At 35.3% G+C, this 24,265-nt stretch carries 11 protein-coding genes; all 11 read left to right on the top strand.

Features of this window, described 5'->3' with window-relative positions; genetic code table 11:
* Positions 1 to 8: 8 nt before the first annotated feature.
* Complete coding sequence (locus ACGK9U_RS04190; protein ID WP_394465104.1) at positions 9 to 1,139, top strand: glycosylase; 1,131 nt, start codon at positions 9 to 11, stop codon at positions 1,137 to 1,139.
* Positions 1,126 to 4,416 carry a glycoside hydrolase family 2 TIM barrel-domain containing protein gene (locus ACGK9U_RS04185; protein ID WP_394465103.1) on the top strand — a complete coding sequence of 1,097 codons (3,291 nt, stop codon included), beginning with the start codon at positions 1,126 to 1,128 and terminating at the stop codon, positions 4,414 to 4,416. The genes ACGK9U_RS04190 and ACGK9U_RS04185 overlap by 14 nt, the downstream gene beginning before the upstream one ends.
* Entirely contained in the window at positions 4,416 to 7,802 is a 3,387-nt protein-coding gene (locus ACGK9U_RS04180) for a glycosyl hydrolase (RefSeq protein WP_394465102.1), read from the top strand. Before ACGK9U_RS04185 ends, ACGK9U_RS04180 begins: the two co-directional genes overlap by 1 nt.
* Positions 7,803 to 7,815: 13 nt before the next feature.
* Complete coding sequence (locus tag ACGK9U_RS04175; protein ID WP_394465101.1) at positions 7,816 to 9,252, top strand: sialate O-acetylesterase; 1,437 nt, start codon at positions 7,816 to 7,818, stop codon at positions 9,250 to 9,252.
* A 9-nt stretch (positions 9,253 to 9,261) separates the two neighbouring features.
* On the top strand, positions 9,262 to 11,574 hold the full coding sequence (locus tag ACGK9U_RS04170) for a DUF5703 domain-containing protein (protein ID WP_394465100.1): 2,313 nt from the start codon (positions 9,262 to 9,264) through the stop codon (positions 11,572 to 11,574).
* A gap of 12 nt (positions 11,575 to 11,586) precedes the next feature.
* On the top strand, positions 11,587 to 14,052 hold the full coding sequence (locus tag ACGK9U_RS04165; RefSeq protein ID WP_394465099.1) for a T9SS C-terminal target domain-containing protein: 2,466 nt from the start codon (positions 11,587 to 11,589) through the stop codon (positions 14,050 to 14,052).
* A gap of 7 nt (positions 14,053 to 14,059) precedes the next feature.
* Entirely contained in the window at positions 14,060 to 16,078 is a 2,019-nt protein-coding gene (locus ACGK9U_RS04160) for a glycoside hydrolase family 127 protein (RefSeq protein ID WP_394465098.1), read from the top strand.
* 198 nt (positions 16,079 to 16,276) lie between these two features.
* Complete coding sequence (locus ACGK9U_RS04155; RefSeq protein WP_394465097.1) at positions 16,277 to 19,588, top strand: SusC/RagA family TonB-linked outer membrane protein; 3,312 nt, start codon at positions 16,277 to 16,279, stop codon at positions 19,586 to 19,588.
* 18 nt (positions 19,589 to 19,606) lie between these two features.
* A complete protein-coding gene (locus tag ACGK9U_RS04150; RefSeq protein ID WP_394465096.1) occupies positions 19,607 to 21,586 on the top strand; it encodes a RagB/SusD family nutrient uptake outer membrane protein in 1,980 nt (659 codons plus the stop codon).
* Positions 21,587 to 21,867: 281 nt separating this feature from the next.
* A complete protein-coding gene (locus ACGK9U_RS04145) occupies positions 21,868 to 23,568 on the top strand; it encodes a polysaccharide lyase (RefSeq protein WP_394465095.1) in 1,701 nt (566 codons plus the stop codon).
* A 25-nt stretch (positions 23,569 to 23,593) separates the two neighbouring features.
* Entirely contained in the window at positions 23,594 to 24,253 is a 660-nt protein-coding gene (locus ACGK9U_RS04140; protein ID WP_394465094.1) for a DUF3826 domain-containing protein, read from the top strand.
* Positions 24,254 to 24,265 lie beyond the last annotated feature (12 nt).

Below are 24,265 nucleotides of genomic sequence, written 5' to 3'. Positions count from 1 at the left end.
ATTCATATATGAAAACGAAGCAGTTTTTTCAAATCATGCTAACGGCTTTCGCATTTGTAATTATTACATCTTGTTCTTCAAAAATGAAGAAAAGAGAAATTACAGATGCTGTAATGCAAGAGATTTATAATGAAATTAAAACCCCTTATAAATATGGTTTGATTATGGTGCCTACTGATAATTCATATAAAATGGATTGTCCGAGTATCTTCAGAAAAGATAACAAATGGTTTATGACTTACTTGATTTTTGAAGGACGTGGTTATGAAACTTGGTTGGCAGAAAGTGATGATTTGTTAAACTGGAAACACTTAGGAAAAGTCATGTCGTTTTCAAAAGACACTACAGAATGGGATGTCAATCAAAAAGCAGGATACATTGCTTTACAAGACCCTACTTGGGGAGGTTCTTACAAATGGGAATCTTATGATGATAAATATTGGATGAGTTATTTTGGTGGGAATACCACAGGATATGAAGCAGGAATTTTATCTATGGGAATGGCTTATACGGATGAGTTGCCTACTACACCTCACGAATTTAAACGTTTGCCAAAACCAATATTAAGACCAAATGATGATAAAGCCAAATGGTGGGATAACAGTACCATGTATAAAAGTTCTGTGATTAGAGATGTTGAGAAAGAAACAGGACATGATTTTGTGATGTATTACAACGCTCGTGGAGATAGTATCAATCCTGCCAAAGGAGCAGAGCGTATTGCTATGGCGGTTTCAGACGATATGAAAAACTGGAAACGTTTTGGTGATGGACCTGTAATCAATCATCACAAAGGGATTTCGGGTGATGCTTATATTCAGCGTATTAATGATACTTGGGTCATGTTTTATTTTGGAGCCTTTTGGACTGGTTGGGATCAAGGAGCGTTTAACAGGTTTGCAGTATCTAATGATTTAATTCACTGGAAAGACTGGGAAGGAGAAGATTTAATTCAGTCATCAGAACCTTATGATGATTTGTTTGCTCATAAATCATTTGTGTTAAAACACGAGGGGATTGTGTATCATTATTACTGTGCTGTAAATAAGGCCGGACAGCGTGGTATTGCATTGGCAACCTCAAAAGACATAGGAAAAAGTGATATTCATTTTGTAGCTATAGAAGATGATCAAAAATAAATTCATATTATGTGTTGCTTTAATTTTTGCAAGCTTAGTGACTGCACAAACGGTTACAGGAGAACCTGCAGGTATTCCCAATGTACCTCAAAAATATAAATCTATACCTTGGGAAGATCCGTTGGTAACTAGTATCAATAGACAGCCTGCAAGAGCTACTGCTTATTCTTATAAAACGGTAGCAGATGCATTAGAAGGGAATAGAGAAAAAAGTCGTTTCATCATGTTAAACGGTGAGTGGAATTTTAAGTATGCAAAAAACTTAGAAGAAGCTCCTAAGGATTTTTACAAGCACGAAGTAAAAGAATGGGATAAAATAGAAGTGCCTTCTAATATAGAATTACTTGGTTATGGAATTCCAATTTACAAAAGTGCTGTGTATCCTTTTAGACCTATCAATCCGCCTTTTGTTCCTAAAGATGACAATAGTGTAGGGTCTTATCAACGTAAATTCACAGTGCCAAGTGATTGGCAAAAAAACATGACGGTTACGCTTCATTTTGGAGCGGTGAGTTCTGCTTTTCAAGTATGGATCAATGGGGAGTTTTTAGGTTATGGAGAAGATAGTTTTTTACCATCAGAATTTAATATTACACCTTATTTAAAAGAAGGAGAAAATGTATTATCGGTTCAGGTAATTCGTTATAGTGATGGTGCTTATTTAGAAGATCAAGACCATTGGCGAATGAGTGGGATTCAGCGAGAAGTTTTTGTAATGGCTGAACCAAAACTACGCATTCAAGATTTTTTCTATCAAACAAAATTAGATAAAGAGTATAAAGATGCTGTTTTTCAATTACGTCCAAAATTAGAAAACTTAGCTGGAGATACCATTAGAAATGCTTTGTTTGAATTTCAATTGTATAATGATAAAAACGAGGCTTTATTTGAAAAACCTATAGACACCTTGGCAAAAGCCATTGTAAATGAAAGTTACCCACGTTTGGACAATGTGCGTTTTGGTTTTTTTGAAAAGACGATCAAAAATCCTAAAAAGTGGAGTTCAGAAGAGCCAAACTTATACACGTTGGTCATGACTTTAAAAGATGAAAACGGAAATATTTCAGAAGTAAAATCTTGTAAAGTTGGTTTCCGTTCTATTGAGTTTTCTAAAGAAAACGGGAAGTTATTAATCAATGGAAAAAAAACATATATCTATGGAGTTAATCGCCACGATCATCATCCTATTAGAGGAAAGGCCTTGACGAGAAAGGATATTGAAGATGATGTAAAAACCATCAAACAATTTAATTTTAATACCATTAGAACCAGTCATTACCCTAACGATCCATACTTCTATGAATTATGTGATGCATACGGAATTATGGTGATGGATGAGGCTAATTTAGAAACGCATGGATTGGGAGGGAAATTGAGTAATGATCCAAGTTGGACAAATGCCTACCTAGAGCGTATGACCCGAATGGTAGAGCGTGATAAAAACCACCCAAGTGTCATTATGTGGAGTTTAGGCAATGAAGCGGGTAAAGGACCAAACCACGCCGCTATGGCTGGTTGGACACATGATTTTGACATTACCAGACCGATACATTACGAACCTGCACAAGGAAATCCGAGATTAGATGGATACATAGACGAGAGAGATGAACGATATCCATCAACCGGCGATCATTCACACCGTTTTGAAAATCCACAAGATGAACCGTATGTAGATATGGTAAGTCGTTTTTATCCAGGTGTATTCACACCACAGTTTCTGGTAGATAACAAGGCTGATACACGACCTATTTTGTTTGTGGAATACTCACATTCCATGGGGAATTCAACAGGGAATTTAAAAGAACTTTGGGACGAATTTAGACGATTGCCTAGAATAATTGGTGGGTGTATTTGGGATTTTAAAGATCAAGGTTTATTAAAAGTTGATGAAAAAACAGGAGAAGAATTTTATGCTTACGGAGGTGATTTTGGAGAAAAACTACACGATGGCAATTTTTGCATCAACGGTATTGTTGCTTCAGATGGAAGACCCAAAGCAGCGATGTACGAAAACAAATGGGTATATCAACCTGCAACATGCAGTATAGATGGGACTAAGCTAATTGTTAAAAATCGTCAAGCCTCAAAATCGTTGGATGATTTGACGCCCGTGTTAAAAATGACAATTGATGGGAAGATTTTTAAAGAAATACCTTTAAGTCCATTAAATGTAAAGGCTGGTGAAACTACTGTTTTAATTTGGAGTCGATATTTACCTATTGTCAAAACAAATGCTGATATATTTATAAGTATTCAATTCCAACTTTCTGAGGATACGCCTTGGGCTAAGAAAGGGTTTGTAGTAGCACAGGATCAATTTTTAGTATCAAAAAAGAGACAAAATCCAAATTTGTTTACGGATTATAAAGTAGCTGCTTCAGTTTCTGAAAATGATAAGAATATTGAAGTTTCTGGTAAAGATTTCAACATCAAAATTAACAAAGAAAATGGTGCTTTAAATTCTTATATTTTTAATGGCGAAGAACAAATTTTTGCACCATTAATGCCAAACTTTACGCGTCCGTTTACCGATAATGATAGTAAAGGATGGAAACCACAAAAAGTTTTAAAACCTTGGTATGACAATCAGCCAACATTAACCTCGATAAATGCTGAAAAAGTGGAAAACGAAATTATAGTAAAATCGGTTTATGAAGTGATAAAAGACAGTGCACAAGTTTCGGTTTCATATACAATAAAGTCAGATGGTCTTATAAAAGTCGATTACAAATTAAAAGCATCAGAAAATTTACCAAATATCCCTAAAGTGGGAATGCAAATGGGAATTCAAAACAAGTTCAAACAAATTTCATGGTATGGAAAAGGCGAGTTGGAAAATTATGTTGATAGAAATCATGGTTTTTTTGTTGAGCGTTATAGTTTGCCTTTAAATGAATTTACAGAACCTTATGTACGTCCTCAAGAAAACGGAAATAGAACAGAAGTTCGTTGGATGGCTGCCACCACGTCGAATACAAACGAAGGGTTGTTAGTAGTGAATGTTAACCAACCGCTAAGTATGAGCGTTTGGCCTTATACGGAAGAAAATATCAATGAGGCCAAACATACATTCGATTTAAAAAATCCAGGTTTTTTAATACTTAACATCGATTTAAGACAAATGGGCATTGGTGGGAATGATAGTTGGTCACCAGTAGCAGCTCCTTTAGAAAAGTATCAAATTCCGTCTAAAGATTATAAATATAGTTTTTACCTCGTCCCTTTCAAATCTAATAAAGAAGGGCTAGATAAAACCCTAGATAAATTTCAATATTAATGCGTTTTAAAAGTAAACATATTGTTCTGTTTTTGTTGGTGTTTGTTTTATTGTCATGTAACCAAGCTAAAAAAACAGAAGTGTCTTATTTTGAGCCTACTCAAGAGAGTGCTATGCCTTGGGTGTATTGGTATTGGTTAAAAAGTGCCTATTCTAAAGAAGGCATTACTGCTGATTTAGAAGCGATGAAAGAAGCTGGAATTAGAGGTGCTTATTTAATGACGATTAAAGGTCCAGGTGAGGAACCTTTGATGGATCCCCCTGTGTTGCAATTAAGTGATGAATTTTGGGAATTGGTTCGTTGGGCTTTAACCGAAGCAGATAGATTAGGTGTGAAAATAGCTTTTCATCCTGCAGATGGATTTGCAGTTGCAGGTGGACCTTGGATTACGCCAGAATTATCTATGCAAAAAGTAGTTTGGGCTGATACAATAGTTGAGGGAACAAATCTAAATGGGGTAAAGTTACCCATGCCATCGCATTATAAAAATTATTATAAAGACATTGCTACGTATGCTTTTCCTGTAGAAAATAAACATCAAACATCAGTTGGTGTGCAGCCTAAAATAAGTACTTCTATAGCTGAAGAAGCTTCTTTTTTAAGCGATGCTTCTACCGATCAAACGCAGTTACGTATGTCTGAACCTGGTTATATTCAGTATGAGTTTAATGAGCCTTTTTCATGTAAATCAATTCATATTAAAACCAAAGGGAACAATTATCAAGCGCATAGAATGATGGTTGAGGTGAGTGATGATGGAAAGGCTTTTAAAAGTTTGGGGAGGTTAGAAACGCCACGTTCTGGTTGGCAAGATACCGATGCAAATTATACACATAGCCTTTCGGCCAAAGCAAAATATTTCAGATTTGTTTACAATCCAGAAGGTTCAGAACCTGGAGCTGAAGATATTGATATGGCCAAATGGAACCAAGGCTTAAAGGTCACAAAAATTATTCTTTCAGAAGAACCCTTAATTGAGAATTATGAAGGGAAATCTGGTGCTGTTTGGCGAATTAGTTCAAAGTTAAATAATGCACAAATCACAAAAGAGGATTGTGTCGACAAGTCAAAAATGATCAATATCTCTGAGTTTATAGATGAGAAAGGTGTTTTAAATTGGCAAGCGCCATCAGAAAAAAAATGGAGAATCATTAGGTTTGGACATACTTCCACAGGACATGAAAATGCGACCGCTGGAGGAGGTAGAGGTTTAGAGGTTGATAAATTTAATGCAGAAGCTGTTCGTTTTCAATTAGACCATTGGTTTGGAAAAATGTTAAGAGTGGCAGGACCAGAATTATCCTCAAAAGTGGTGGAAATATTACACATGGATAGTTGGGAATGTGGAAGTCAAAATTGGTCACCTGTTTTTAGAGAAGAATTTAAAAAGCGTAGAGGTTACGATGTTGTGGAATATTTACCTGTAATGGCTGGGATTCCATTGGATGATATTGAAACTTCTGAAAATGTGTTATACGATATTAGAAAAACCATATCAGAATTAATTGTAGATAATTTCTTTGGTGTTTTGGCAGACGAAGCTAAAAAAGCCGGAGTTAAATTTAGTTCAGAAAATGTAGCTCCAACCATGATGAGTGATGGTTTGTTACACTTTAAACACATCGATTATCCTAGCGGGGAGTTTTGGTTAAGAAGTCCTACGCATGACAAACCTAACGATATGTTAGATGCCATTTCTGGAGGACATATTTATGGAAAAAACATCATTCAAGCAGAAGCATTTACCCAATTAAGAATGGATTGGGATGAACACCCTGGAAACTTAAAAACCTTGGCCGATAGAAATTATGCCTTAGGAATCAATCGTTTTTTCTATCATGTTTTTGTTCATAATCCATGGTTAGATAGAAAACCAGGAATGACTTTAGATCCGATTGGAACTTTTTTCCAACGTGATCAAACTTGGTGGAAACCCGGAAAAGCTTTTTTTGAGTATTGTAAAAATGTACAATTCCAATTGCAAAAAGGACATCCCGTGATTGATTTTGCGGTATTTACAGGTGAAGAAATCCCTTCGAGATCGGTGTTGCCAGATAGGTTGGTGTCATCCATCCCCAATGTTTTTGGTGCCGAACGTGTGGCATCAGAAAAAGTTCGTTTGGAGAATAAAGATCAGCCATCGGCACATATGCCAAAAGAGGTAAAATACACTAAAAATAGTACGGATTTATCAGAGTGGGTAAATGCTTTAAACGGCTACAAATACGATTCTTTTAATCGTGATGTATTATTGAGTGCTTATGTAAAGAATGGAAATGTGATTTTCTCAGACAAAGTAGCATATCAATTTTTATTGTTTCCGGGGGTAACAAAAATATCTCCAAACAAGATGATGTCTTTGGAGGTAGCTCAAAAGATTTTGAATTTGGTGAAAGATGGAGCTACTGTTTTTGTGAATGAGAAACCAACGAGTATTCCGGGAAAATACACAGTTGAAGAAAAAGAAAAATGGCAACAGGTTATTGATGAAATTTGGTCTGGTAAGGGAGCTAAACAATGGTCTTTAGGAAAAGGAACGGTGGTAAAATTGCCTTATTTAGAATCTGATTTTTCTGCATTTGGAGTTACAGCAGATGTAAAAATCAATAAAAAAGATGCGAATACCATCGCTTGGACACATAGAGCCTATAAAAAGGAAGATGTTTATTTTTTAGCAAATCAAAAAGAAGAACAAAGACAAGTAGAGGTTTCTTTTAGAGTATCCGATAAAACACCTGTTTTGTACAATCCTGTGACTGATAAAACTACTAAAGTAAAAGATTGGAAGTTTGAAAATGGACGTAGTATTGTTTCGTTGCAATTTGATAAAAACGAATCTTTATTTGTAATTTTTAAAGAAAATCAAGATGAGAAAGGTTTAGAAGAAAATAAAAATGGGTCGAGTTATAAAACAGTTCAGACTTTAAATCAAAATTGGGCGGTTCAATTTGACAAAGCATTTCATGGGCCATTAAAACCAATTGAAATTCATCAACTTTTTGATTGGAGCACTTCAACCAATGATAGTATTAAATATTATTCTGGAACGGCTATTTATACCAAAACATTTGATTGGAATAAGGAGATTGAAAAGGATTTATTTCTTCAGTTTGATGAAATCAACAACATTGCCGAAATAAGTTTAAATGGAAATGATTGTGGCGTTTTATGGACGTATCCATATAGAAAAAACATTTCAAAAGCTTTAAAAAAAGGAGAAAATACCTTGACGATAAAAGTGACCAATACTTGGGCTAATAGATTAATTGGTGATGAAAAATTATCAAAAGAAGATCGTTTAACATGGACCACAGCACCTTATAGGTTAGATGAAACTATGATGGTAAAATCTGGTTTGTTAGGAGACATTAAAATAATAAAATAATAAAAATAATAAAATGAGAAAATACTTTGTTATAGCGGTTTTATGCTTTTTAGAGAGCATACAAATTCATGCAGATATTAAATTACCAGCATTATTTACCGATAATATGATGTTGCAACAGAACATGGAAGCACCAATTTGGGGATGGGCAACAAAAAATGGTAAAATCGTGATTACAACATCATGGGATTCAAAAACCTATGATGTAAACGTTGATAAACAAGGAAAATGGCAAACAAAAGTTACAACACCTGTTGCTGGTGGAACTTATGAAATTATAATCAAAGAAGGCCCAGTAACAAAAACCATAAAAAATGTGCTAATTGGTGAGGTTTGGTTGTGTTCTGGTCAGTCCAACATGGAAATGCCACTTAAAGGATTTACAGGCCAACCCGTTTTGGGTGGTAATGAAGCCATTGTAAATTCTGCAAACAACAACATTAGGTTTATAAGTGTGCCAAGAGCAACCATACTATCTCCAGCAGATGATTTTGAGGGCAGTTGGCACGTCGCTACACCACAAACTACAGGTAATTTTAGTGCAACCGCTTGGTATTTTGGCAGCTTAATTCAAAAGGTTTTAAATGTTCCAGTGGGATTGATTGAAGTATCCTATGGCGGTTCCAATGTTGAAGCTTGGATGAATGCCGAAATGCTTAAAGACTTCAAAAATATTAAAATTCCAACAAAGAAAGAAGATTTTAAAGAAGCACCTAACAGAGAACCAACAACATTATTCAATGGTATGCTAGCACCTGTTGTTGGATATGGCATTAAAGGAGCCATTTGGTATCAAGGCGAATCGAATAGAGACCGACCTTTTGAATATAAAGCGTTATTTAAAAAAATGGTGGGTTCATGGCGAGAGTTGTGGAAACAAGGAGAATTTCCGTTTTATTTTGTGCAAATAGCACCGTTTGATTATACACGCTACCACAAAAACTCTTATTTAGAAAAGTACAATTCGGCATACCTACGTGAGGCACAATTGCAAGCTTCCAAAGAAATTTCCAATTCAGCAATGGCTGTTATAATGGATATAGGTGAAAAAGACAATATTCATCCAGCCGATAAAGAAAAAGGGGGTAGCAGATTAGCATATTTGGCCTTAGCAAAAACTTATGGTATTGAAGGTTTTGAATATGAAAGTCCTGAGTTCAATGCTATGGAAATTAAAGGAAGCACCATAACGGTATCTTTCAATAATGTACCAAATGGCATCACATCCTACAACAAAGAAGTTTTAGGTTTTGAAATTGCAGGTGAAAATAAAGTGTTTTACCCCGCCCAAACCGTTTTACGAAGTAAATCTGTTTTACTATCATCACCTCAAGTAGAGAAACCTGTGGCAGTACGTTATCTATTTAAAGATTTTACAGAAGCCGAAATTTTTAGTGTAGGAGGCTTGCCAATGTCGTCTTTTAGAACAGATGATTGGTATAAAGATTAAAATTTAAAAATGAAATACTTTGTAATTTTTATGTTTTTGTTTTTTACGCTTTCCGCGGAAGCGCAAATGCCTATGCTTGAAAATTACAATCAAATTTGGACGACACAAAGCCAAAATTCATCGGAATCAATGCCACTTGGTGGTGGCGATATTGGGTTGAATGTTTGGGTTGAAAAAGGTGATTTATATTTTTATTTCTCAAGAAGCGGTACGTTTGATGAGCATAATACCTTATTGAAATTAGGGCGCGTAAAAGTTCAACTTGAACCAAATCCTTTTAATGATGATAAAGGATTTCGTCAAGAATTAAAATTAAAAGATGGTTATGTTTTAGTTTCTCAAAACAACACCAAAATAAAACTTTGGGTAGATGTTTTTAGTCCTGTTATCCATTTAGATGCTGTAAGTGATGTTCCTGTAAACATCAAAGCTTCTTATGAAAGTTGGCGATATAAAAGCCGTGAGGTAAAAGGGAAGGCAAACAATGCCAATTCCTATAAGTGGGCGCCACAAGGCAATATTATTACTTATCAAGATTCTATTACTTTTGAAAATGGAGGGGTTAAGTTTTACCATAAAAACCGAGAGCAAACCGTTTTTGATGTGGCTGTGAAACAGCAAAAAATGGAATCGGTAAAAGACCAAATGATGAATCCGATAAAACACTTAACTTTTGGAGGTGTCATGAAAGGCAAAAGCATGAAACCAGATGGAACTTACAAGGGTGTTTATCAAGATACCGATTTTAAAGGTTTCAGTTTAAAAAGTATCAAACCAAGTAAAAAGCATCAGATAGCCTTGTATTTGCATACCAACCAAGATGAAAACATCAATTTATGGAACGATGGGTTGCAAGATTTGGAGTCTTCTTATAAATCCAAAGAAAAGAAGGCTGAAAAAAATACGATTGTTTGGTGGAACAACTTTTGGAATCGTAGTTTTATTTATACCCAAAAAAGCAATTTAACAGAAAAGGATTCTGTTTATCAAATAGGTCAAAATTATCAACTTTTTAGGTATATGTTGGGTTGTAATGCCTATGGAAAATATCCAACAAAGTTTAATGGAGGTTTGTTTACTTACGACCCTGTTTTTACAAATGCAGAATTAAATTTTACTCCAGATTTTAGAAATTGGGGCGGAGGCACGATGACGCAGCAAAACCAACGATTGGTATATTTCCCGATGCTAAAAAGTGGTGATTTTGATATGATGGATTCGCAATTAGATTATTATTTGAGTTTGCAAAAAAATGCTGAGTTGCGTACAAAAGTGTACTGGAATCACGAAGGTGCAGCGTTTACCGAACAATTAGAAAATTTTGGGTTGCCAAATCCTGCAGAGTACGAATGGAAACGACCCACAGATTACGATCCCGGCATGCAATACAATGCTTGGTTGGAATACCAATGGGATACCGTATTCGAGTTTTGTAAAATGATGTTGGAACAAAGCGAATATGCCAATAAAGATGTTAAAAAATACAATGGGTTTATTTTAAGTTGCCTTCGCTTTTTTGATGAACACTATCAATATTTGGCCAAAAAGCGTGGACGAAAATCGTTAGATGCCAATGGTCATTTAATACTGTATCCAGGTTCGGCAGTAGAAACCTATAAAATGGCTTATAATGCCAATAGTACCATTTCAGCTTTAAAAGTAATTTCAGAAAAGTTATTGAAAGTTTCAGGCAAAGATTTAACTAACGAAGATGTTGAATATGTAAAAGCATTCCAAACACGCATTCCACCGTTAAACTTTAGAGAAATCAATCATCAAAAAGTATTATCGCCTGCCAAAAGTTGGGAACGCATCAACAATACAGAAGCGGCACAATTATATCCTGTGTTTCCATGGGAACTGTATGGTGTTGGACTGCCCGATTTAGACGTAGCTAGAAATACGTATTTTTTAGATGACGATTTGTTGAAATTTAGAAGTCACGTAGGTTGGAAACAGGACAATATTATGGCAGCTAGATTGGGTTTGACCGATGAGGCTGCTAAATATACCTTATTAAAAATGGCAAATTCTGGCAGAAGGTTTCCCGCCTTTTGGGGCCCTGGTTTTGATTGGGTGCCTGATCATAATTGGGGAGGAGCTGGAATGATTGGCATGCAAGAAATGCTTTTACAAGAAACTAATGGTAAAGTATACTTATTCCCTGCATGGCCTAAAGACTGGAATGTGCATTTTAAATTGTATACAAAGCAAAATACTACGGTAGAGGTAGAATGGAAAGATGGCTCTCTAAAAACACTAAATGTAATGCCAGAAACACGTAAAAAAGACGTTGTAAATCTTTTAGAACAGAATAATTAAAAAAGAAACAAAATGAAAGTAATTAAAATTCGCATGTTCAAAATATTTTTAGCAGTGTTTGTTGTAATGAATATTCAGTGTAACTCTCAAGACACAAAAAATCAAAAACAAACGCTTAAAGTAGATTTTGATTTTTCAGGACGAAGGTTTGAGGAAGTACATGATACCGATTATGAAGTATGGGTCGTTGAAGAAAAGCAAAATGATGAAAAATCTTTTGGCGAATTAACCGTAAAATTAAAAGGGAACTTTACCTCAAAATGGTTTAAAGTAGGCATGCAAGCACCGCATTATAATAAATTAGGAAGTGATGGTTTGGTAACAGATTCCTCTTTAGAATTTACTATTAGTGGATTAAAACCAGGGAAACATTCCTTATTAACGTATCATAACTCATTTGACGTCGTTAAAAATAAAAAGACATCGCCCATTAAAATTTATGTGAATAACGAATTGGTAGAAACCGTTCAACCAAGTAATAGAGCGTTTGCAAAAATAGAAATAGCAACTGCCTATATCATTATTAATGTAGATTCAGGTAAAGATGTAAAGTTGCGTTTTGAAACAGATACTAATACCGAAAACTATTTACCACAACTTGTTTTGAATGGTTTTGAAATTGACACACCAAACATTAAAAAACAAGCCAACACAGCATTTCCGGAATCTGGTGACGAACATGTGGTCGTGAATGGTAAATTGAAACTGGCTTGGGAAGCTCCAAATGGAATAAAAGAACACATGCTATATTTTGGTGAGAATCAAGATGATGTGGCTGCAGCAACAGAAAATTCAAAAGAATTTAAAGGAAAATTATCAGAAACCAGTTATGAGGTAGAAAATTTATATAGTATGATAACCTACTATTGGCGCGTAGATGAAATTGATGAAGACGGGACTATAACAAAAGGGGATGTTTGGTCGTTTAAGCCAGCACAATTAGCTTTTAAAGGAGCTGAGGGCTATGGACGATTTGCCGTTGGAGGTCGTGGTGGAAAAGTCGTAGAGGTAACTAACTTAAATGATGATGGTCCAGGCAGTTTACGCGATGCCGTAAATCAAGAAATAGGACCTAGAACTATTGTGTTTAATGTGTCGGGTAATATTGAGTTGAAGTCTAGATTAGTAGCGAGCCAACCTTATATTACCATTGCGGGACAAACAGCTCCGGGAGAAGGCATAACAGTTACTAGAGCGCCTATTGGTATTACTGGTAACGATTGTGTTGCTAGGTTTTTAAAAGTTAGAATCGGTTCTGGAACTACTTTTGATGGTATGGGACTTACAGGTGCCAATCATAGCATTATAGACCATAGCTCCATTTGTTGGACTATCGATGAATCTTTCAGTTCTCGTGGAGCGCATCATATTACGTTGCAACGTACTTTTATATCAGAAGCATTAAATGTAGCTGGACACGATAAATATGAAGCTGGAAAAATGCATGGTTACGCAGCGACTATTGGGGGAGATATCGGAAGTTTTCATCATAATCTATTGGCACATAACTACGGAAGAAACTGGAGTATGGGCGGAGGTTTAAATGGAGATGGGTATTATTCTGGGCGTTTAGATATCAGAAATAATGTCGTGTATAATTGGGGAAACCGAACAACGGATGGTGGAGCAAACGAGGTGAATTTCGTAAACAACTATTATAAGCCAGGACCTTCAACCGATTTGTTTTTTGCCTTAACAGCAGACCACGAAGGTGTTGGAAAAGGCAGTCAGCGTTATTTCTTTGATGGAAATGTCATGCCTGGACATTTTGATATAGATACTCAAGAAAAGGGTAGACGCTCAAAAATCAAAAACAACGAAAACGTGGATTATGAAACTTTTGTAGATGAACCATTTTTTGAATCGTATGTAACCACTCAAACAGCAAAAGCAGCCTATAAAAATGTACTTTCAGATGTAGGAGCTAACCAACCATTTGCAGATAAACGCGATATTAGAATTATAGAAGAAACACTTAATGGTACTTATAAGTTTAAAGGAAGTAAAAGTGGTTTTCCTGGTATGATAGATACAGAAGCAGATGCTGGAGGTTTTCCAGAATTTAAAAGTGAAACACGTCCCGCAGTTTGGGACACCGACCATGATGGACTCCCAAATTGGTGGGAGCAAGCGCACGGTTTAAATGAAAATTCAAAAGTGGGAGATTTTTCAGATGCAAATTCAGATGAAGATAAGGATGGTTTTACGCAATTGGACGATTATTTGGATTGGATGGCACAACCCCATTATTTTGTAAATTTAGGTGATCAATTAGAATTGGCTTTAATTGATTATTTTAGAGGTTACAAATTAAATCCAGTATATAGTTTTTCCGAAGTCAAAAACGGAAATGTATCCTTAAATAAAGGAAAGCTTCAATTTAGAACAGATAAAAAAGGATTAGCCTCTTTTGTAATTCGTGTAATTGATGATGAAGGAGATACTATGAGTCGTACTGTAAATGTATATGTGAAATAAGATAGTTATGAAAAAAAACAAAATATTAATACTTAGCTTATTAGCTTTAAATGCAATTATGTTTGCTCAAGATAAAGGCTTGGTAGCAAATTTAAATAGTCCTTATGCAAAATTAAAAAGTGTCAATCTGCAAGATGTACATTGGACAGGTGGTTTTTGGAAAGAGCAATTCGATATTGAAACCCAAAACACCTTGCCTTACATGTGGGATCTGTATCATAACGATTCCATTACGCACGCCTATGCAAATTTCAAAATAGCTTCAGGAGAAATGAAAGGAAAGCATGCAGGTCCTTCGTTTCATGATGGCGATTTTTATAAAATATTGGAAGGCATGGCATCGGCTTATGCCATTACAAAGAATCCTGAGTTAGATAAGCAAATGGATGAAGCCATTGCCATGTTTACGAAAGTTCAAAGAGCAGATGGATATATTAATACCCCCGTTTTAATAGAAGAACGTTGGGGTACTTTAGGCCCTGAAGAACTTAAAAAACAGTTAGGTTTTGAGAAGTATAACATGGGGCATTTGATGACGTCAGCTTGCATCCATCATAGAGCAACGGGTAAATCCAACTTTTTAGAAGTAGCAAAAGGTGTTGCCGATTTTTTATATGATTTTTACAAAAAAGCATCACCAGAGTTGGCAAGAAATGCTATTTGTCCATCGCATTACATGGGAATAGTAGAAATGTACCGTACTGTTAAAGATCCACGTTATTTAGAATTAGCAAATAATCTAATAAATATTAGAGGTGTTACCAACGATGGAACCGATGATAATCAAGACCGTATTCCATTTAGAGAGCAAACCACAGCTATGGGGCACGCCGTAAGGGCCAATTATTTATATGCGGGTATTGCCGATTTATATGCGGAAACTGGTGAAGAAAAGTTGATGGAAAACCTTAAATCCATTTGGGAAGATGTGGTCTACAGAAAAATGTACATCACAGGAGGTTGTGGTGCCTTATATGATGGTGTATCGCCCGATGGAACGTCCTACAATCCTTCCGAAGTGCAAAAAATACATCAAGCTTATGGTAGGCCATATCAGTTGCCTAACGCAACAGCGCATACCGAAACCTGTGCCAATATTGGCAATGTACTATGGAATTGGCGTATGCTACAACTTACGGGAGATGCAAAATACACCGATGTTATGGAATTAGCACTTTACAATAGTGTGTTATCGGGTGTGAGCCTTGAAGGAACGGAATTTTGCTACAACAACCCATTGAATGTTTCCGAAAAGTTACCATTTAAACAGCGTTGGGGTCATGAACGCGAAGGTTATATCACATGGTCTAACTGTTGCGCTCCTAATGTAACGCGTACATTGGCTCAAGTTAGTAATTACGCTTATAATGTTTCAAAAGAAGGATTGTACGTTAATTTGTACGGTAGTAATCATTTAAAATCGGAGACTTTAAATGGTGAAAAAATAGAAGTTGAGCAACGAACCAATTATCCTTGGGATGGTAAAATTGTTTTAAAAATTGTAAAAGCACCAAAAGGAGCATATCCTATTTTCTTAAGAATACCAGGATGGAGCCGAAACGCATCAATTTCTATAAATCAAAAAATATTTGAAGGAGAAGTAGCTTCTGGGACATATGCAAAACTTTCAAATAATTGGAAAAAAGGAGATATCATAGAGCTTAATATTCCCATGCCTGTAGAATTAATGCAAGCAAACCCTTTAGTTGAAGAAACGAAAAACCAAATAGCTGTAAAAAGAGGGCCTGTGGTGTATTGTTTAGAATCTGAAGATATTTCTAAAGAAGTAGATATAAATGCGGTTGTTTTAGACGTGAATTCAATTTTCAATACTAAAAAAGCAACCATAAAAAACAGAGAAGTTGTAGCAATAGAAGGAAAAGGTTACGTTGATTCCGAAAATTGGAATCAGGCTTTATATAAACCAATAACGTTATCAAAAAAGAGCATTAACATCACATTGATTCCCTATTTTAGTTGGGGAAATAGGCTAAAAAGAGAAATGACCGTTTGGATGCCTTATTAAAATTTAGTTTTTTGTCTTATCTTAACTGAAAAATTAGATAAATCACTTAGTAAAATGAGTTTACAAAATCGGTCGCCGTACAAAAATAGCACTTAATTATTGCTAAATATCCAATATTAGCAACGTAATTTTAGAAACCAAACATTAGGTTGCTAACAATTTAATAAACTAAACAATTATAAAACTAAACAAATAAGTATGAAAAAAGCATTTGCCAGTGCATGTATGTTGTTGCTTTTCAGTATAGTAAGTCTGTCAGGTTTCGCTCAAGATGCCAATAGTAGAAAAACAGTCTCGGGAACAATAGTTGATAAATCAGGCGTGCCAATTCCTGGTGTTAATATCATAGAAAAAGGAACCTCTAATGGTGTCGTATCGGATTTTGATGGAAATTTTAGGCTTTCTGTTAGGTCTAAAAGTATTTTGGTATTCACTTTTATTGGAATGAAAAAAGCTGAATATTCAGTAGAAGGAAAAAATGTTTTTAACATAACCATGCAAGAAGATACGGAGTCGTTAGATGAAGTAATTATTACCGTTCCTTATGGTACTCAAAGAAAGGAAGCGGTAACAGCTTCAATTGTTAGTATAAAGGGAGAAGAGATTGAAGATCTTCCAGTAGGTAATTTAGGGGCTGCACTTGTAGGGCGTGTTTTGGGAGTTGGTGTCTCTGGAGGTGAGTCTAGACCTGGAGCTCCAGCTCAAATTCAAATACGTAACCCTGTTACGGGTAACAATATTAGAGCAAAGGATAGAAATTCCCCTGAACCACTTTATGTCATCGATGGTATTATTCAAATCGACCCTAATACAGGTTTAAGTGATTCAACAATATTTGATACCTTAGATGCATCCATGATTGAAAGTATTTCATTCTTAAAAGATGGCTCTGCAGCAATCTATGGTTCTAGGGCAGCACAAGGGGTAGTTTTGGTAACTACTAAAAAGGGGAAGAAAGGACCCGCAAAGTTTTCTTATTCAGGAAATTTTTCGGTTGCTGATGAAACCTACCGCCATAAAATGCTTAGTGCTTACGATTTTGGTAGGGTTTTTAATATTATGAACGGGCCTAATGGAGGATACGATCCTGCAGATCCTGCACCTAATAGTGAGTTATTCTTTTCGCCAGCAGAGTTAGAGCATTTTAAAACTATAAATTATGATGCTCTAGATGATTATTGGACATCTGCTGGAACCCAAAGACATAATCTTAATATTAGTGGAGGTACCGATGACGCTACGTATTTTGGAGGTATATCATACTACACACAAGACGGGAATTTAGGGACTTTAAATTACGATCGTTGGTCTTTTAGGGCTGGGTCTAACATTAATTTGGCAAAAGGGTTTAAAGCTGGTTTTCAGGTTTCAGGATATTTTACTGACCAAAGTAAAACAACCAGTAAAATTGGTAGTGAGAATGAAGAAAACGATTTTAGACAGTTACAAAACAGAGCGCCATTTTTACCATTGTATATAGATGGTATGCCTACTTTGCAAATTGGTTCAAATGGAAATGATGCTTTGGCAGGATTTCATTATGGAGAAATACAAAGACTGCAAAACTTAGCTGTAAGTGGAGAAAATAATGTTAATGTAAACTTAAATTTTGAGTACGAGTTGCCATTTATAAAAGGGTTAAAAGTAGGAGCTACTTATTCCCGTCAAGAAGGTGGTTCCAGAGCAACTCAATCAGGTACTAAGTTTAATCTGTATGAATTTTATGGTGCTGATAACGATCTTACGGATAATGTTAGAACGCCAGGGCAAACGTATGTTTTGTATGAAAGCGGTACAGGTCCATTAGGAACTAATACAGTTAGGATTGTAAATGAGATCGTGAATGGTGATAGATTACTTATAGATAATTATAAAAATGGTAATGAACAATTACGCCTTCAAGGAACATTCGATAGAGATTTTGGTAAGCATAGCGTGTCTGCTTTTTTAGCTATTGAGAAATCGGAAAGGTTTGAGTATCATGACCGTATCATTAAATTTGGAGTGCCAGAATATGCAGATGGTATGATTTGGCAAACTACAGGTAATTTTGATGTTGAAAACACCTATAATTGGAGGTATGAATCGGCAGATTTAGGACTGGTTGGAAGATTTAATTATAATTATGATAATAAGTATTATGCTGAATTTTTGCTAAGGTCTGATGTCTCTGCAAAGTTTGCTCCTAAAAATTATTGGGGAAATTTTTATTCTATTTCTGGTGGTTGGATTATATCTAAGGAAGCTTTTTTTAAATCAAACACCATCGATTTTTTAAAGTTTAGAGGGTCTGTTGGATTAACGGGTAAAGATGATACCAGAGCTTGGGAATGGCGACAAAATTTTAGCACACAAACTAATGGTGGTGCTGTTTTTGGAGGTAACTCAACGGTATCTGCTGGTTTATCTCCAGACAGAATAGCAAATCCAAATGTTAGGTGGGGTAAAGAACTCAGAACCAATTTTGGTTTTGAAGCTAGGTTTCTTGATAACAGGCTGTCGGCAACTGCTGAAACTTTTTATAATATTGGAACAGAGGCATTAACTAATTTAAATTCTGGTGTGCCTTTTACTGTTGGTGGTGCATCGGCTTCTTCAAACTCAGGTAAATATGATACTTGGGGAACTGAAATATCTCTGGGATGGAGTGATTCCGTAGGTGAAGATTTTAGTTATGGCGTAACGGTTCTTTCAGGTTGGTATAATAATAAAATAATTGCAGGTAATTTTACGAATGAGATTTTCTGGTTTCCTTGGCAAACTAATCAACCAGGACCTTCAGATCGCGGTCAATGGGGCTATGATTACCAAGGAATGTTTAAAACCCAAGCCGATATTGATAACTATATTGCCGAAACAGGAGTTACATCGGTTTTTGGAAAACCAGTATCAGCACTAAGACCCGGTATGTTATACTATAGAGATGTTCGAGGCGCTTGGGATCCAGAAACTAAAACGTTTGGTCCAAAAGATGGAGTTATAGATGATAATGATCAAATACAATTAAAAAAACCTGCAAAAGGACCACAAGGTTTTTCTACTGCAATTAAATTAGGATACAAGGGTTTAAGTTTAAATACCGTATTAACTGTAAATTGGGGTGGTTATAGAGAGGTAGGTAGTGCTAAGACTCCTTTTACTTCAAATTTAATTACTGGTAATTATCAAAACAGACCGGCATTTTGGGCTAATATGTACGATGAGCAATTAAATCCAACGGGAACGATTCCGAATCTTGCACCACAAAATAAGGAAATAAATACAGTGAGTTCTCAGTTTTGGCAGGTGAGTAGTTTTAGCTTAGTAATGCGAAACATAAACTTAAGCTATGCATTTCCTAAAACATTAACTGAGAAAGTAGGAGTAAATAGTTTTAGATTGAATTTAGTGGCAATGAATCCATTTATTTTATTTAATCCTTATAAAGATTTTGGTTTGAGTCCTTATGGTTCATACGACAGTTATCCTGTGCTAAAAACCTATTCTTTGGGTGTAAATATTGGTTTTTAAATTTAAAAAAATAAAAGCATGAAAAATATCAAAATAAAAAAGCTGTTCATATTTTCTGTTATTGTCATATTGTATAGCTGCAGTACAGATTTTATTGAAGAAAAGAAAAATTACCAAAAAGTTGATGTTGAGATATATCAATATGAATCTTTAGCAAAAAATTATGTAGACTATTTGTATAATTTAATGTTGCCAACTGGAAGTGTAAATATGGCTATGTGGTCAAAAGGTGCGGTTGATAATTCCGATGTTCCAGGTAATGGCAACCCAACTATTTTTGCAAAAGCAACCGATGAGGTGGCAGGTGAAGTAGATATTAACAAGCCATGGGCAGAAATATCACCTTTAAATGGCCACTGTTTAAAATCTTTAGGGCAGCCAATAAAAACGAATGCTCAAAATGATGCGTATACAAGAATAAGATATTGTAATTTGTATTTAAATAATGTTGATAAATATAATGGGCTTGAAGAAGATTTTAAAAATCAAATTAAAGGTCAATTGTATTTTTGGCGCGCATGGCAGTATTTTGAATTAGTAAGGTTGTATGGAGGGGTTCCCATTGTTTTGGGAGAACTGCCATTAGTGGCTGATGACCCAATAAATCAAACACCTAGAAGTTCGTCTGCTAAAGTGATAGATCAAATAGTTTCAGATTTAAACATGTCGCAAACCCTATTGCAAAATGCCAGACCTTATACGGCAGCAGATGCAGGTAGAATTACTGTTGCAGCTGCAGCTGCCTTAAAAGGACGTGTGTTATTAACTTGGGCAAGTCCTTTGTTTAACAGAACAGATGACAAAGCAAGATGGCAACGTGCTTATGATGCGAATTTAGAGGCTTACAATGTATGTTTAGCTGCAGGAAAAGGGTTGGATGCAGACTGGCAAAATATGTGGTTTAAGGACAATGGTAAAGAATCTATTTTTGCTTTTGGATTCAATGATTTTGCTGCAAATTCTGGAATGACATTGAAAAATAATTATACAGAATATGAAACACGTTCTAAAGTTCAAGGTGGTAATGCAGGAATGACGCCAACGAAGAACATTATGGATGCTTTTCCTATGGCAGATGGAACGCCATACAATCCAAATGGTAACCTTAACCATTTTTATAGAAATAGAGATCCTCGTTTTTATCATACATTTGCATACAATGGTAGTATATGGCCATATGCAGGAAATGCGAATTTTAAAAACTGGACCTATTATTGGTTTCCTTTCGCAGTAAATCCTAGTGGACCAAAAATAGCAACAGATACTCCAATTCATACAACCGGAATTTATTTGAGAAAGTTTACCAATAAAAATTCGGCTAGCACAAATTCATTTAGAAATAATGGTGATGATTATATGGAAATACGTTTTGCAGAAGTGGTTCTTAATTTAGCAGAATCAGCTATAGGTATTGATAAATTATCAGAAGGTAAAGATTATATCAAGTCTATAAGAGCTAGAGCAGGAGTTACAAATGGTGATGGCGATTATGGTTTAGCGAGTTTAGCGACTAGAGATCAATATTTTGCAGCGGTTATAAATGAAAGAAAAGTAGAGTTTGCTTATGAAAACAAACGCTTTTTTGATTTAAGACGTTGGTTATTGTATAACGACGACTTTGGTACTTGTACACGTTTAAATCAAACGCCTATTGAAGGTTCTAGGAGACAAGGATACTATACATTTGCTAAGCGCGATGCATCAACCTATTACACTGGGTTTGTAGATCCATTTAAAGGAAGTAGCGCTCCTGTTATTAATAGAGACGCCACTACGTACCCTAGTGGAATTACAACCTATGCTGAGTATGTGGATTATTTATATGATAATCATTTTGAAGTTGTTGTTAAAGATGATGGTATTGAAAACCCAACTAATTTTACATTTAAGTGGTATAATGAATATTATTTCTTTGGAATTTATCAAAACATATACATTACGGCACCTTATTTGCAACAAACACAAGGATGGGGAGGTTCATTTATTCCGTATAACTAATTTGGAGTAATTAATATAAATTAATTATTTAAAATGAAAATACCTGTATTTGTTTTAAATACAGGTATTTTTTTTTAAAACTAAAAAGCTTGCCATATAAATGGTAAAATTAACAATGAATTCATCTTGACTTTTTATTTTCTAAAAATGAAAAGTCAAGATGGGGTATCATTTTTATTCAAAAAAAAACAATTTAAAATGATGTTTAGTTAAGTCAGACTGAGCTTGTCGAAGTCCTAAATTTTAATAAACGTCATTGCAAGTTCAATAAAAAAAAGATAATGAAAAAGAGTAATTTTATTTTATACATGTTGTTTTTAGTAGTAACGACTACCTATGCACAATACCCACAGCTAACTGCTGAAGATAGAGCAAAAGAGGAAGCCATTAAAACAGAGGCTTACAAACATTCTGATGAAGCTTGGGAAAAAGCAAAAGTAATTGTAGAGCAAGAAGAAAAAGAAGGTAAACCGTATTTGCCATGGGCAGGAAGACCTACCGATTTACCACAGGCAGATATACCTGCGTTTCCAGGAGCCGAAGGTGGTGGTATGTACACTTATGGTGGTCGCGGTGGTAATGTTTATACCGTAACAAGTCTTGAAGATAGAGGTCCGGGAACCTTACGTGAAGCTTGTGAAAAAGGTGGTGCCAGAGTTATTGTTTTTAATGTAGCAGGTATTATCAAACTTAAAACCCCATTAATTATTCGGGCACCTTATATAACCATAGCAGGTCAAACAGCACCAGGCGATGGTGTTTGTGTAGCAGGAGAATCAGTTTGGATAGACACACACGATGTTATTATTCGCCACATGCGTTTCCGTAGAGGCGAAACCTTTGTAGGTAGACGTGATGATGCCATTGGAGGGAACCCCGTGGGAAATATTATGTTAGATCATATATCTGCCACTTGGGGATTGGACGAAAACATGTCTATTTACAGACACATGTACAGTCCGGGAGCAGATTATAAAGATGAAAAAAAGCCAACAGTTAATATCACCATTCAAAATAGTTTGTTTGGCGAAGCTTTAGATACGTATAACCATGCTTTTGGAAGTACTTTAGGAGGCGAAAATTGTGCTTTTATTAGAAATATGTGGGCAAATAATGCTGGTAGAAACCCATCCATTGGATGGAACGGTATATTCAATTTTGTGAATAATATTGTGTTTAACTGGAGCAACAGATCTGTAGATGGAGGCGATTATACCGCAACTTACAACATCATTAATAACTATTTTAAGCCAGGTCCGGTAACTTCCACTGAAAATCCAATTGGTTATAGAATACTAAAGCCAGAAGCTGGAAGAAGTAAGTTGGATCATATGGTTTTTGGTCGTGCTTATGTTACAGGAAACATTGTAGAAGGGAATGAAAAAGTAACTACTAATAATTGGGAAGGCGGCGTGCAAATAGAAGGTAAAAACGGAGAACTAATGACATTTGATGAAGCTAAGGTATATTTTCCAGCCATGAAAGCCAGTAAACCGTTTCCAATGCCATGGTTTAGAAACATTATGACAGCCGATGAAGCCTACGATTTTGTAATAAAAAACGCAGGAGCCACTTTGCCAATCAGAGATGCTGTAGACCAAAGAATAGCAAGAACTGTTAAAACCGGAAAACCTGAATATGTTGAAGGCTTAAACCCAAACTCTTTTTATCAATTTAAACACAGGCGTTTACCTGCCGATTCTTATAAAAGTGGAATCATCACAGATATTGCCCAAGTTGGAGGCTATCCAGAATACAAAGGAACACCTTATGTAGATTCTGATAAGGATGGAATGCCTGATGCTTGGGAGATAAAATATGGACTGAACCCAAATGATGCCTCTGATGCTAAAGAAGATAAAAACAAAGATGGATATACCAATATTGAAGATTATATAAATGGCATCAATCCGAAGAAAACCATCAATTGGAAAGACCTAAAAAACAACAAAGAAACTTTAAATGAGCCACTTTTAAAATAGGATTCATTTAAAAAAAAATAAAATCATGTTAAGAAAAATAAGTTTAAGTATTCTGCTTTTAGCTTTTGTAAATATTCAGGCACAACAGCATTTAGATCCTGAATATATAAAAGTAACAAACGAGCGTGCTGCTAAAATTGTAGACGAATTGAATTTGGAAAACTCTGAAAAAGAACAGGTGGTAACCAATATAATTGCAGAACAATATCGTAATTTAAGTAAATTACAAGATGAAAGAGACTCTAAAATTGAAGTATTAAAAAAGAGTGATTTATCCAAAGAGAAACAAAATTCCAAAATTGAAAAATTGAAATCTAAAGCGGATAAATCAATCAGCAAGTTACACAAATCTTATATAAAAAAGTTAGAGTCCCAGTTAAGCGAGGAAAAAATAGATGCAGTTAAAGATGGTATGACTTATGGTGTGTTGCCAAAAACCTACGCTGCCTTTTTGGAAATGATACCAAGTTTAACTCAAGAGCAAAAAGATTATATTTATAATAACCTAAAAGAAGCCAGAGAAAAGGCCATAGATGGAGGTTCATCTAAAGAAAAACATGCTTGGTTTGGTAAATATAAAGGAAGAATCAATAACTACCTATCAGATCAAGGTTATGATTTAGAAAAAGAAAGAGACGGTTGGTACGAACGTATTGAAGCACGTAAAAAAGCGGAATCCAAATAATTAAGTTACAGT

It is taken from the genome of Mariniflexile sp. HNIBRBA6329, assembly GCF_043558645.1.
Taxonomy (GTDB): domain Bacteria; phylum Bacteroidota; class Bacteroidia; order Flavobacteriales; family Flavobacteriaceae; genus Mariniflexile.
Note: the sequence above shows the minus strand (reverse complement) of the source record. Positions and strands in the feature narration are given on the sequence as shown.